Below are 12,962 nucleotides of genomic sequence, written 5' to 3'. Positions count from 1 at the left end.
AAGGAGACCTTCATGTCAAGCGATGAACGCGGCACGAAACCACAATCCTATACTTTGCGCGGTAGAGCACTGGTCACGAATCTGCCGGCCAATCCATCGAAAAGGGACAACCCGCTTGGCGTGGCCAGTATGGGGAGGCAACGCTCCAATAGCATTCGCCGGTTACCGGAATCGACTCTGAGGGAACTTTCCCGCTCCCCTGATACCCCCGCCCTTGTTGTGGAGGCAGCACGTCGAGAAATCGGGGTTCGCCAAGACATGATCCGCGCCAGTCATCTCCAGTTTCCCGAAGGGCAGCGTTCTCAAATGAACGCTATGAGCCCGATCAGCATTCATGAGGCGAGTGCCGTCCGCTTCGCGGCCAGCATGGCTGAAGAAGCTCAGGATGAAATCGTTCGTGAGGACATGGCGAAAAAAATCCCACCCAAGCAAGTCGGGCAAATTGCTGTGGCTTCTGTGAATGGTCACATGGGCGTTGGTTTTTCCGGGACAGAGAAAGACTTGCTACATATTCAGCGGGTTCAGGATCGAATGCTAGACCTGCAACAGCATTACGATCAAGAAGGACGTTCCGGTCACTGGAGCGGGCGGCTGCAAGGTGTGACTGTCTCCGACGTGTTTGCCGCTGATGACGCCAATGTCTGCGCGGCAAAACGTGCCGCGCATGTTGCGCATTCCATGGCTATGGGTAACCAGGCCCCAATCGAATCAGTGCACCGTGGCGCAATTCCTCCACCAGATAGCTTGGTCGAGATGATGAACCCCTCAATGAGTGGACGTGGCAACCGACTCAGCAATTTCAGTGTGCCGCCAAGCTCTCAAATTCCCGACCCGGATCCTCAGGGCACACGTACGATTGGCAACCGGACGCGAAGTGACAGTGTGTCTAACATGGCCAATTCGTGCGCGACCTGCATGGCCGAGCACATGGAGCACGTGAGTAAGCGAGGCAAGTAAGCAATCAGTCCGCCTAAGGAGCACAAAGCGCTTCAGCTCCCACGCCCGCGCGCATGCCCACCATGATGCATCGGCGGTTGCCCACTCACCACCGCCTCCCGATCCGGCCCCAGGTGCAGGCGCGCTTTGACCCCCTGAGCAACGTCGCGCCGCCCCATCGGCGTGGCTTCCAACCCGCCGCGCAATAGGTCGTTGATGAAGGGCGCGAGCAGCGGTTGCAGCGCCGCTTGATGCCGTGGTGGCAAGGGGGCGAACACGGTGCCGCTCATCTCGCGCCGGGGTGAGCATTGGTTCATGGCCCACTGTTCCAAGATGCGTTCACGCGGATTGCCGTGGCCTGAATACGGCACACCGATGGCGGTGCGCACGCGGCCGCGGGCATCGCCTTGGCGGATCAGGCTAACCATGTGGCGCTCGTCGCGCATGGCCATGTGGAACGGCAGTGAACTAAACTCAGGCCTCATGTCCCATCTCCAGGGATAAGCGCAACCGCAACACCACAATATCCCGATCACACACGCGGTGCCGAGCACCGAAAGGCGCCCAGCGAGTGCCGGGCATCGAGGTGGTGCCACATCGTAACGGCATTTTGCAGGTGCTTTTCAAGCCCGCTCCAAGGCCCATGGACCGCGCGAGGCCCGTTCCAGAAAATCAATCACGGCCTTGACCCGTGCGGCATTGCGTCGGCCAGGTGAGGCGACGGCATACAGGGTATGCACGGTACCCGAGGCAAAGGGCTCCAACACTTCCACCAAGCGGCCGCGCGCCACGTCGGCCGAGGCCAGGGGTCTTGAGAGCATGCCGATGCCCGCGCCGTTGACCAGGGCGTGGTGCACCAGCGCCGAGCTGCTGGCGGCCAGCCTGGCCTGGACGTTCAACTCCAGCCGCTTGCCCTGCTTGCGGAAGACCCAGGTGGCCACCGGCCCTTGGGCGGTGTGGGTCACGGTCTCGTGTTGCTGCAATTCGGTGGGGTCGGCGGGGGTGCCGTGCTCGCGCAAGTAGGCGGGTGAGGCATAGAGACGCCGCTGGAATTTGCCCAATTCCCTGGCCACGACCAACTCGCTGTTGCCCACGGTGGTGCGCAAGGCCACGTCAATGCCTTCCGTCACCAGGTCGGCCACCCGGTCATCGGCCAGCAGTTCGATGCGCAAAGCTGGATATCGCGCTTGCAGGTCCGACAGATGCGGCAGCACCAGCTCTTCGCAAATCTCCTGGCTGGAGGCCAGCCGCAAGGTGCCCGCCACGCGGCTGCGCTGATCGGTCAAGGATGCGGAGACGTCTTCCAGCCGGGCCAGCACGGCGCGCGCCTCTTGCGCGAGTTCAGCGCCTTCCGGGGTGGCGGACAAGCCGTGCGTGGAGCGGCGCAGCAGCTTGACGCCGTACCCCGCTTCCAGGCGGTCCACGCCCCGCGTCACCACGGAGACGACGACGTTCTGTTCGCGCGCGGCCGCCGAGAAGGAACGCAAGTCCAGCGAGCGCACGAGCCAACGCAAATCGGACGGGTCGGGCAGGAAGAGTTTCGTCATCGAGAAGATCAAGGGATCAGAGTATCAACAGGACTCGGGGGCCTTTGCGCCGTGAGCAAAAGCGATTATCACCAGCGGTGATTTCCGGTTGGCGATGCTGTTCCTACAGTGGAGACCTCTTCAACGCACCGGAGTTATTCATGCCCATCCTCAACGTCCAAGTGTCGGCCCAGCGCAGCGACGCTCTTTCGGAACGCATCACCGAAACCTTGCTGGAGCTGACCACTCGGATACTCGGCAAGCGGCGCGAGCTCACGGCGGTGGTGATCAACTTTGTCGACCCGCGCGACTGGTACGTTGCGGGCCAATCGCTGGCAAAACTCAAAAAATCCAGCTTCTATTTCGACGTCAAGGTGACGGACGAAACCAACACCAAAGACGAGAAAGCGCGGTACATCGCCGAGGCATTCGCCGCGTTCAAGGGGCTGCTGGGGGACCTCCACCCCGAGAGCTATGTTTACGTGCAAGATGTTCGGGCCACCGCCTATGGTTTCGGCGGCCTGACGCAGGAATATCGCTACCAACACCCCAGCCCTTGAGCGACAACCCTTGGGCGACTATCAGTGAACGGCGCTCAACGAACCGGGCTCAACGAATGGCAGTCCTTCAGCGGCGGTCCTTCAGCGGCGATCGTTCAGCGGCAGTCAGCCAGCGGCTGCGCCCCCACCCCATGCTGCACGTCGCCGCTCTATGATCGGGCCACGCCCCCTGCTCCAGCGGCGGCCCCTTCCACCCCACCCCGTCTGACGCCGATGAACACACCCATGCCCCTCACGGAGGACTCGGAAGCCACCGAGTACACCAGCGCGGAACGTGCTGCGGCGGCGTCGCGCAGCACCTGGGTCAGCGTGATCGTCAACCTGGTGCTGACGTCGACCCAGATCGTCGCGGGCGTGCTCACCAAGTCCCAGGCCCTGGTGGCCGACGGCATCCATTCGCTGTCGGACCTGATCGCCGACTTCGTGGTGCTGCTGGCCAACCGGCACAGCCAGAAAGATGCCGACGCGGACCACCCCTACGGCCACCATCGTTACGAAACGGCGGCTTCGCTGGTGCTGGGCTTGCTGCTGCTGGCCGTGGGCGTGGGCATGCTGTGGTCGGCCATCGTGAAGCTGGAGCAGCCGCACGCCATCCCGCAAGTGCATGGGGTCGCGCTGTGGGTGGCGCTGGGCGCACTCGTGGCCAAGGAACTGCTGTTTCGCTACATGCTGGCCGTGGCCAAGCGGGTCAAGTCCAGCATGCTGGTGGCCAACGCCTGGCACGCGCGCTCGGACGCCGCGTCCTCCCTGGTGGTGGGCCTGGGCATCCTGGGCAACTTGGCGGGCTACCCCATCCTGGACCCGATTGCCGCCGCCATCGTCGGCTTCATGGTGGCCAAGATGGGATGGACGTTTGGCTGGGACGCGCTGCACGACCTGATGGACCGCGCGGTGAACGACGAGGAGCTGGCGGCCATCCGCCAGACCCTGAGCGAGACGCCCGGCATCCAGGGCGTGCACGACATCCGTACCCGCAAGATGGGCGACCTGATCGTGGCGGATGCCCACATCGAAGTGGACGCCACGCTGACGGTCGAGGCCGGGCACGACATCGCGGTCGAGGCCCGGCGCCGCGTGATGCAACGGCACCGCGTGCTGAACCTCATGACCCATGTGGACCCCTGGCATCGCCCGGACCGGGACCACGACCAGGTCAGCGGCCCACCATACGTTCCGGCACCACCCACTGGTCAAACTGCTCGGCCGTGACGTGGCCGCTGGCCAGGGCCGCGTCGCGCAAGGTCAACCCTTCCTGGTGTGCCTTCTTGGCGATCTGGGCCGCCTTGTCGTAACCGATGTGCGGATTGAGCGCGGTCACCAGCATCAGCGAACGCGCCACCAGTTCGGCGATGCGTTCGCGGTTGGGCGTGATGCCGACCGCGCAGTGGTCGTTGAAGCTCCCCATGCCGTCCGCCAGCAAGCGCACGCTTTGCAGGAAGTTGTGGGCCACCAGAGGGCGGAACACGTTCAGTTCAAAATTGCCCGACGCGCCGCCCAGATTGATGGCCACGTCGTTGCCGAAGACCTGGCAGCACAGCATGGTCAGCGCCTCGCTCTGCGTGGGGTTGACCTTGCCAGGCATGATGGACGAGCCGGGCTCGTTCTCGGGAATGCTGATCTCGCCGATGCCGCTGCGCGGCCCGCTGGCGAGCCAGCGCACATCGTTGGCGATCTTCATGAGGCTGGCGGCCAGCGTCTTGAGCGCGCCGTGCGCGTGCACCAGCGCATCGCAGGAGGCCAGGGCCTCGAACTTGTTGGGCGCGGTCACGAAGGGCAGCCCTGTCAGGCGCGCCAGCTCCGCCGCCGCGGCCTCGGCGTAACCCGCGGGCGCATTCAGCCCAGTGCCCACTGCGGTGCCACCGAGCGCGAGTTCACACAGATGCGGCAAGGCGGCGCGCACATGCCGCTCACCGTGCGCCAGCTGCGCCACCCAACCCGAGAATTCCTGCCCCAAGGTGAGCGGCGTCGCGTCTTGCAAATGGGTGCGGCCGATCTTGACGATGTCGTCGAATTCGCGCGCCTTGGCGTCCAGCGTGGCGCGCAGCGTTTGCAGCGCGGGCAGCAAGTGCTGCGTGATGGCCTCGACCGCGGCCACATGCATGGCCGTGGGGAACACGTCATTGCTGGACTGGCTGCGGTTGACCTCGTCGTTCGGGTGCACCCGCCGCGCTTCACCGCGCTCACCGCCCAACAACTCGCTGGCCCGGTTGGCCAGCACCTCGTTGACGTTCATGTTCGTCTGCGTGCCGGAGCCGGTCTGCCAGACCACCAGCGGGAATTCGTCCGCATGCCGCCCGGCCAGCACCTCGTCGGCCGCCGCCACGATGGCGTGGGCCTTGGCTGCGTCCAGCAGACCCAGTCCTTGGTTCACCGTGGCCGAAGCCCGCTTGACCTGGACCAGCGCATGGATCAGCTCGCGCGGCTGGCGCTCGCCCGAGATGTCGAAGTTGAGCAGGGAACGCTGGGTCTGCGCGCCCCAAAGCCGCTCGGCCGGGACGTCGATGGGGCCGAAGGTGTCGCGTTCGGTGCGGGTGTTTTCTTTGCGGGTGTTCATGGAGTAGTCCAACAAAAGCCGGACCTTAGCACCCTGCCCGCCTCACCGTTCAGTGCACGGCGATGCTGACGGCCACGCCGTTCATCCCAGCTCACTCTTGCGCTCGATGATGCGCGACACCAGGCCGTAGTCCACCGCCTCCTCGGCAGACAACCAGCGGTCGTGCTCGATGTCGGTCAATACGGCCTCCAGGGACTTTCCCGTCTCGCGCGCGATGGTGGCGGCGATGCGCTCGCGGGCCTTGACCATCTCACGGGCCTGGATGGCGATGTTGGTGGCCGGGCCGCCCGCGCCGCCGCTGGGCTGGTGAATGAGAAAGCGCGTGTTGGGCAGGCAGTAGCGCCGCGCGCGCGGCACGGCCAGGTAGAGATGGGTGGCGGCGCTGCCGACCCAGCCGGTGCCGATCATGTTCACGGGCGCGGCGATGAAACGCACGATGTCATGGATGGCGTCGCCCGATTCCAGATGGCCGCCGGGCGAGCTCACCAGCAGGTGGATGGGCTGGTCGCCGTCCGCATCCAAGGCGATGAGCCGGCGCGTCACGTCCGCGGCCATGGCGTCGGTCACGGTGCCGAAGACCAGCAGGGTGCGGGTCTTGAAGGCTTTTTCTTCCAGGTAGGACGCGGTGCGGGGTTCGGGCACGCTGGCCGGAGCAGGGCTGTCGGGTGTGTTCATGGTGGTGGTCATGGAGGTTTCCATCGTGTTTTCCTTGAGGTTGAGCTGCCATGACGAACGAAGCCCATGCGGCGTGACAGCCCGGCCCGTCAAGGCGCTATGGCAAGATGGCCCGATGCGCGATGAACGTCTGCCCGACTTGCCTGCCCCGCCCGCCTTGACCGATTTGCTCGACGCCAACCGTCACCAATTGGTGCGCGCCGCTGCCCGCCTGCTGGGGCCGACGGAGGCCGAGGACGCGGTGCAAGACGCCTATGTGCGCGCGCTGGAAGCCCGGGCCCTGGAACTCAATGTCGCTCAAGCCTGGTTGCTCACCGTGATGCGCCACATCGCCATCGACCGCCTGCGGCGTCGGCAGTGGATGCAGCAATGGCTGGCGGAATCGGCCAAGGTTCCTCCGTCCGACGCGCAAACCTCTGCCGAATCGGAAGCGGCGCTGCGGCAAGACAGCACGCGTGCGCTGCGTCTGCTGGCGACCCACCTGTCCCCCGTGGAGGGCGCGGTGCTCCTGCTGCACGAGGTGTTCGAAGTGGAACATGCCGAGATCGCCCAAGCTCAGGGCAAGACGGCAGCAGGCAGCCGCCAGCAGTTGCGGCGCGCCTTGGCGCGGCTGCACCAGGCGGCAGGCGCGTCGCTGGGGCGGTCCAACCCCGCGTCGGACTTGGACGAGTTGGAGTATTTGAAAGACGCATCGAGGACAGCGGACACCGAGACCGAAGTCCTCTTCCAAACCTATTGCCAATGCCTGCAACTGCGTGACGCGGCCCCCCTGTGGGCCTTGCTGCGCCAACCGCTGGTCAGTGCCCGTCACGCCGCCCCCAGCGCATCGCTGGCCGCGGGCGAGATCAGCTGCTGGGCCGATGCACGGCCGACGACCCGCATCAGTGGTCTCGTGCGGGTTGGCGGGCAGTTGGGCTTGGCACTCAGCCTGGATGGCGTCACGCTGTGTGTGCTGCCCCTGGGTAGCCGCGCCGAACGCGAACCGTTGACCGCCGTCCATGCGGTGGCCGGATGAACATCGTCGCGGTGTCCGGCAGCCTGCGGGCTGCCTCCATCAACTCGGCCGTCTGCCGCGTGGCGGCTCGGTTGGCGCCACCGGCTCTGCGCATCTCGGTGTTCGAAGGCCTGAGGGATCTGCCGCTGTTCAACCCGGATCTGGAAGCACAACCGCCCGAATCGGTGCGGCACTGGCGCGCCACGGTCGCCGCAGCCGACGCGCTGCTGATCGCCAGCCCCGAGTACGCGCACGGCATCTCGGGCGTGATGAAAAATGCGCTGGACTGGCTGGTCAGCTTTGAAGGCACCGTGGGCAAGCCAGTGGCGCTGGTCAACGCCGCGCCCCGCGCGCACCACGCCGACGACGCCTTGCGTGAGGTGCTGCGCACCATGTCGGCCGACATCGTGGTCCAGGCCTCCGGGGGCTTGCCCCTGCCGGGCCACTGCACCAGCGAAGAGGCCATGCTGAGAAGCCCAGAAGTACGCCGCGCTCTCGAGGACCTGCTGGCCGCCCTGCTCAGGCACCTGCAAGGTGATGGCGGCAATGGCGGCGTGGGACCGAGTTTTCCGCTCGCTTAAGCCGGGCGGCGCATGGTGACGTGGGGAATGCCGTCCTCGTCGTAGACCGGCGAAGCCACGACAAAACCATGCACGGCATAGAAATTCGCCAGGTGCGCCTGCGCGCCCAGCTGGACCTCGCTGCCCGGCCAATGCTGGAACACCTGGCTCAGGGCCTCGCGCATCAGCACATGGCCCAGGCCGGTGCCGCGGTGCGAGGCGGCCACCACCACGCGCCCGATGCTCGGGCAGGGATAGCCCAGCCCCGGCGGCAGGATGCGCACGCTGGCGGCGAGCACCTCACCGTCGTAGCCGAGCAGGTGCAAGGCCTGAGGATGCAGGTCTTTGCCGTCGGGGTCGAGGTAGGCACAGCGCTGCTCGACCACGAAGATCTCCGAGCGCAGGCGCAGCAAGTCGTACAGCTGGTGCACGGTCAGGGCCTCGAAGCCCAGGCCAATCCAACGCAGACCGGAAGAAAGAGGTAATTGCATGTCCCGATGATAAGGACGCATCATGGGCCATGACCATCACCGCGATGCGACGCGCGGGCCGAGGGATCAGCCCTGGCTCACCCTGTCAACACCTGCGGGTGGCGGGAAAACAGTTCCGCCGCCCATTCCACGAAAGCCCGCACCTTGGCGCTGAGGTGGCGGTTGGGCGGATAGACCACGTAGAGCGGAATGACGGGGCAAGTCCAATCCTCCAGCACCCGCACCAGTTGACCACTCGCGATCAAAGGTTCCGCGGTAAAGGTCGGAATGTGGGACACGCCCAGGCCGGCCAGCACCGCCGACGTCAAGGCATTGCTTTCGTTCACCGACAGCTGGTAGTGCCCCGCCACCTCCAGCGTCTTGCCGTCTTGCATGTATTCGTGCATGTAGGGTCGGCCCGTGCGCGCGGAAAAGAAGTTCACCGTGGTGTGCTCGCGTTCCAGCTCCGACGGATGCCGAGGCAGGCCCCGCGCCTTGATGTAGGCCGGCGAGGCCACGGCCACCAGGGGCACATTGCCCAGTCGGCGCGCCACCAGGGACTGTTCCTGCAGATCACCGCCGCGGATCACGCAGTCCACGTTGTCGGTGATCAGGTCGACCGGGCGGTCGGTCACGCCCAGGTCCAGCTGGATGTCGGGGAAGCGGCGGTAGAAGTCAGCCAGCGCGGGGATCAGGATCTGGCCCGCCACCGAGGTGCCAACGTCCACGCGCAGGCGCCCGCTGGGCTTGGCCTGTGCATTGGTCATGCTGGCTTCGATGTCGTCCAGATCCTTGAGCACGCGGGTGGTGCGCTCGTAATACGCCGCGCCATCGGGGGTGACGGTCACGCGCCGCGTCGTGCGATTGAGCAGCTTGACCTTCAGCCGTGCCTCCAGTTGCTGCACCAGCTTGGTCACCGTGCCCTTGGGCAGGTCCAGCGATTCGGCCGCCTTGGTGAAGGTGCCGGCCTCCACCACCCGGGCGAAGACGCGTATCGATTGAATCTGGTCCATGCCTTTTGTGTCCTGTTTGCGCGTCGCGCAGGCGGGATTGTTCATGAATGGGAAACAGACAACTGGTCGCAGCCTGCTTTATCCCCGGAACTCGCATGTCTATAGTCGCGTCCATGGTCAGCTCAACCCCATCCCCGTTCCAACCCTCGCCGACTCACACCCTGTTCGTGCCGGGCGACCGTCCGCTGGAACTGCGCGTGCGTGGCGACAAGGTGCGCGGCGCGGCGCGGCCGCTGGTGCTGCATTTCCATGGCGGCGCCTTTGTCTCGGGTGATCTGGACAGCGGCGCCTGCCTGGCCGAACTGCTGGCCGCTTCCGGCGCCGTGGTGGCTTCGCTGGCCTACCCACTGGCGCCCACCCACAAATTCCCCGAAGCCGTGGAAGCAGGTTACACCGCCATCGAATGGCTGTACAAGCAGCGCACGCGCCTGGCGGGCACGGGCGCGCCCCTCTTCGTCGCGGGCGAGGAAGCCGGCGGCAATATCGCGGCGGCGGTGGCGCTGATGGTGCGCGACCGCGCCCACCCCGCCTTGGCTGGGCAGATCCTGGTGTCGCCCATGCTGGACCCCTGCAACGGCACGGCCTCGCTGCGCGAAACCCTGGGCGCGACCACCCGCTGCAAATGGATGGACGGCTGGCGCGAGTACCTGCGCGGCCCCATGGACGCCGAGCACCCGTATGCCGTGCCGGCGCTCGCACAGCGGCTCGCGGGCGTGCCGCCCACGCTGATCCTCGCGGGGGGTGACGACCCCATGCGCGATGAAGCGCTGGCCTATGCGGACCGCTTGCGCGACGCTGGCATCCCGGTCACCCGCGTCCTGCTGCAGGCCCAGACCGGCTGGCCCGATTCCCTGGCCGAGCCATTGGCCGATGACGTTCCCCCCTGCGCAGCCCTGGCGCGTGAGCACCTGCGCAGCTTCTTCCAGGCCGCGGCGCCGCCTGCGGCCTGATGGCCGCTCTCTGCTGACCTGATTTCCCCTGCTCCGTTCAACCCGGCCGACGGTCGGGTTGGGCTGTGCTCGCCCATTTTTTCCTTCGCCTGTTTCGCTGTCCTCATTTTTCTCTCCTCTCTCCTCTCTCGATTTTTGTCTTTTCGCCTTTTCGCCTTTTCGTCTTCTTGCCTCTTTGCTGTTCTTCAAAGGAAACCTCATGTCCCGCTTCCCTCTGAGCCCCCGCCGCCGCCTCTGGTGGCCCACTGCCGCCGCCCTGACCGCCGTCACCGTGGCCGTCGTCGTGCTGCTGCACAAACCGACCGCCGCGCAAGCGGGTGCCGCCAATGGCGCGCCGCCGCCCATGCCCGTCTCGGTCGCCCTGGTCACGGAAAGTGACGTGTCGGCCTGGGACGAGTTCTCGGGCCGGCTCGAAGCCATCGACCGCGTGGACATCCGCCCCCGCGTCGCGGGCGTCATCCAGGCCATGCACTTCCGCGAAGGCGCCTTGGTGAACCAAGGGGATCTGTTGATCTCCATCGACCCCGCGCCCTACGAGGCCGAGGTGGCTCGCGCCGCCGCTCAGGTGGCCGCGGCCCAAGCCCGCGTGACGAACGCCACCAGCGAACATGCCCGCGCGCGTTTGCTCTGGGACGAACGTGCCATCGCCCAGCGCGAGTACGACGACCGTCTGAACACGCTGCGCGAGGCCGAAGCCAACCTCAAGGCCGCCCAGGCCCAGCTGCAGGTGGCGCAACTCAACCTGGACTACACCCAGGTGCGCGCACCGGTGGCCGGGCGCATCGGCAAGCTGGAAGTGACCGTGGGCAACCTCGTCGCCGCCGGCGCGGGCGCCCCCGTGCTCACGACCCTGGTGTCGGTGCACCCCATCTACGCCAGCTTCGACGCCGATGAACAGGTGGTCGCGCGCGCGCTCAAGAGCGTGAACGGCGGCGTGAACGGTGAACGCCAAGCACTGGAACGCGTTCCGGTTCGCATGGGCACCTCCAGCAGCGGCGACACGCCCTACACCGGCCGGCTGCAGTTGATCGACAACCAGGTGAACACCAGCAGCGGCACGGTGCGCGTGCGGGCCGTCTTCGACAACAAGGACGGCCAACTCATGCATGGCCAATTCGCCCGCATCCACATGGGACAAGCCCAGGCGAGCCGCGCCCTGCTGGTGAGCGAACGCGCCATCGGCACCGACCAGAACAAGAAGTACGTGCTGGTGTTGGGCGAAGGCAACCGCACCGCGTACCGCGAAATCACCCTCGGCGCTTCCGTGGACGGCCTGCGCCTGGTGCTCAGTGGCCTGCGCGCGGGTGAACGCATCGTCGTCAACGGCCTGCAGCGCGTGCGCCCCGGCGACGTGGTGCAGCCGCAGGACGTGCCCATGAACGCCGCCCTGCGCGGCAAGAACGGTGACGCCGCCGCGCAAGCCGTGGCCTCGGCCCAGCCTTGAACCTCGAGAACCTCCAGAACACATCATGAATCTCTCGAAATTCTTCATTGATCGGCCGATCTTCGCGGGCGTGCTCTCGCTGCTGATGCTGATCGCCGGCCTGGTCGCCTTGCGCGGCCTGCCGATCTCCGAGTACCCCGAGGTCGCGCCGCCCTCCATCGTGGTGCGCGCGCAGTACCCCGGGGCCAACCCCAAGGTCATCGCCGAGACCGTGGCCACGCCGCTGGAGGAATCCATCAACGGCGTGGAAGGCATGCTCTACATGGGCAGCCAAGCCACGACCGACGGCGTGATGACGCTCACCGTGACCTTCAAGCTCGGCACCGATGTCGACAAGGCGCAGCAGATGGTGCAGAACCGCGTCTCGCAAGCCGAGCCGCGCCTGCCCGAGGAAGTGCGCAGACTGGGTGTCACCACGGTCAAGAGTTCGCCAGACATCACGATGGTGGTGCACCTGGTTTCGCCGAACGACCGCTACGACATCAACTACCTGCGCAACTACGCGGTGCTCAACGTCAAGGACCGGCTCGCGCGCATCGAGGGCGTGGGCCAGGTGCAGATCTTCGGCGGCGGTGACTATTCCATGCGCGTCTGGCTGGACCCGCAGAAGATCGCCCAACGCGGCATGTCGGCCAGCGACGTGGTGAACGCCATCCGCGGTCAGAACGTGCAGGCCGCGGCCGGCGTGGTCGGCGCCTCGCCCGGGCTGCCCGGCGTGGACATGCAGCTGTCCATCAACGCCCAGGGTCGCCTGCAAAGCGAAGAAGAGTTCGGTGACATCATCGTCAAGACCGGCGCCAACGGCGCGGTGACCCGACTGCGCGACATCGCCCGGCTCGAAATGGGCGCGGCCGATTACTCGCTGCGTTCCCTGTTGAACAATAAGCCCGCCGTGGGCATGGGCGTGTTCCAGGCCCCGGGCTCCAACGCGCTGGAGATCTCGGCCGCCGTGCGCGAGACCATGGACGAGCTGCAAAAGCTCATGCCTGAAGGCGTGGAGTACCGCATCGCCTACGACCCCACGCAGTTCGTGCGCGCCTCCATCAAGTCGGTCATCCAGACCCTGCTCGAAGCCATCGCCCTGGTGGTGCTGGTGGTGATCCTGTTCCTGCAAACCTGGCGCGCTTCCATCATCCCGCTGCTGGCCGTGCCGGTGTCGGTGGTGGGCACCTTCGCCGTGTTGCACCTGCTGGGCTTCTCGATCAACGCGCTGTCGCTGTTTGGCCTGGTGCTGGCCATCGGCATCGTGGTGGACGACGCCATCGTGGTGGTGGAGAACG

At 66.1% G+C, this 12,962-nt stretch carries 14 protein-coding genes; 8 read left to right on the top strand and 6 right to left on the bottom strand.

Features of this window, described 5'->3' with window-relative positions:
- Positions 1-12: 12 nt before the first annotated feature.
- Positions 13-957 (top strand): hypothetical protein, encoded by a 945-nt coding sequence (locus tag HGR_RS17260; RefSeq protein WP_138922429.1) that lies wholly within the window; start codon positions 13-15, stop codon positions 955-957.
- Positions 958-989: 32 nt separating this feature from the next.
- Here the strand turns inward: HGR_RS17260 and HGR_RS06845 are convergent, their stop codons facing one another.
- Positions 990-1,421: a hypothetical protein gene (locus tag HGR_RS06845; protein WP_138922428.1), complete on the bottom strand. Its 432-nt coding sequence runs from the start codon at positions 1,419-1,421 to the stop codon at positions 990-992.
- Between the two features lie 138 nt (positions 1,422-1,559).
- Positions 1,560-2,483: a LysR family transcriptional regulator gene (locus HGR_RS06840; RefSeq protein ID WP_039852758.1), complete on the bottom strand. Its 924-nt coding sequence runs from the start codon at positions 2,481-2,483 to the stop codon at positions 1,560-1,562.
- A gap of 140 nt (positions 2,484-2,623) precedes the next feature.
- Between HGR_RS06840 and HGR_RS06835 the strand changes: the two genes are divergently transcribed.
- Entirely contained in the window at positions 2,624-3,022 is a 399-nt protein-coding gene (locus tag HGR_RS06835) for a tautomerase family protein (RefSeq protein WP_006297438.1), read from the top strand.
- A 225-nt stretch (positions 3,023-3,247) separates the two neighbouring features.
- Positions 3,248-4,231, top strand: coding sequence for a cation diffusion facilitator family transporter (locus HGR_RS06830; protein WP_006297437.1), 984 nt, complete (start codon positions 3,248-3,250; stop codon positions 4,229-4,231).
- Here HGR_RS06830 and fumC read toward each other — a convergent pair.
- Together fumC and HGR_RS06820 are read right to left on the bottom strand one after the other, a co-directional pair.
- Complete coding sequence (gene fumC / locus HGR_RS06825) at positions 4,176-5,576, bottom strand: class II fumarate hydratase (protein ID WP_006297436.1); 1,401 nt, start codon at positions 5,574-5,576, stop codon at positions 4,176-4,178. The two genes, HGR_RS06830 and fumC, sit on opposite strands and share 56 nt — an antisense overlap.
- Positions 5,577-5,657: 81 nt before the next feature.
- Complete coding sequence (locus HGR_RS06820; RefSeq protein WP_006297435.1) at positions 5,658-6,275, bottom strand: ATP-dependent Clp protease proteolytic subunit; 618 nt, start codon at positions 6,273-6,275, stop codon at positions 5,658-5,660.
- 91 nt (positions 6,276-6,366) lie between these two features.
- Between HGR_RS06820 and HGR_RS06815 the strand changes: the two genes are divergently transcribed.
- Positions 6,367-7,266, top strand: coding sequence for an RNA polymerase sigma factor (locus tag HGR_RS06815; RefSeq protein ID WP_006297434.1), 900 nt, complete (start codon positions 6,367-6,369; stop codon positions 7,264-7,266).
- A complete protein-coding gene (locus tag HGR_RS06810) occupies positions 7,263-7,826 on the top strand; it encodes an NADPH-dependent FMN reductase (RefSeq protein WP_006297433.1) in 564 nt (187 codons plus the stop codon). The genes HGR_RS06815 and HGR_RS06810 overlap by 4 nt, the downstream gene beginning before the upstream one ends.
- On the opposite strand, the gene HGR_RS06805 is transcribed toward HGR_RS06810, so the two are convergent.
- Together HGR_RS06805 and HGR_RS06800 are read right to left on the bottom strand one after the other, a co-directional pair.
- The gene (locus HGR_RS06805; RefSeq protein WP_006297432.1) at positions 7,823-8,296 is read right to left on the bottom strand and encodes a GNAT family N-acetyltransferase; all 474 of its coding nucleotides are present in this window, start codon (positions 8,294-8,296) and stop codon (positions 7,823-7,825) included. The two genes, HGR_RS06810 and HGR_RS06805, sit on opposite strands and share 4 nt — an antisense overlap.
- A 77-nt stretch (positions 8,297-8,373) precedes the next feature.
- The gene (locus HGR_RS06800) at positions 8,374-9,288 is read right to left on the bottom strand and encodes a LysR family transcriptional regulator (RefSeq protein WP_006297431.1); all 915 of its coding nucleotides are present in this window, start codon (positions 9,286-9,288) and stop codon (positions 8,374-8,376) included.
- 113 nt (positions 9,289-9,401) lie between these two features.
- Here HGR_RS06800 and HGR_RS06795 point away from each other — a divergent pair, with 113 nt between their 5' ends.
- The 3 genes from HGR_RS06795 to HGR_RS06785 all read left to right on the top strand — a co-directional run.
- Positions 9,402-10,238, top strand: a complete 837-nt coding sequence (locus HGR_RS06795; RefSeq protein ID WP_039852747.1) for an alpha/beta hydrolase — start codon at positions 9,402-9,404, stop codon at positions 10,236-10,238.
- A gap of 199 nt (positions 10,239-10,437) precedes the next feature.
- Positions 10,438-11,682, top strand: coding sequence for an efflux RND transporter periplasmic adaptor subunit (locus HGR_RS06790; RefSeq protein ID WP_006297429.1), 1,245 nt, complete (start codon positions 10,438-10,440; stop codon positions 11,680-11,682).
- A 25-nt stretch (positions 11,683-11,707) separates the two neighbouring features.
- A partial coding sequence (locus HGR_RS06785) for an efflux RND transporter permease subunit (RefSeq protein WP_006297428.1) occupies positions 11,708-12,962 on the top strand: 1,255 nt, incomplete at its 3' end.

The sequence above is a fragment of the Hylemonella gracilis ATCC 19624 genome, from assembly GCF_000211835.1.
Lineage (GTDB): Bacteria > Pseudomonadota > Gammaproteobacteria > Burkholderiales > Burkholderiaceae_C > Hylemonella > Hylemonella gracilis.
The sequence above is the reverse complement of the archived record's forward strand: the minus strand, read 5'-3'. Positions and strand labels throughout refer to the sequence as shown.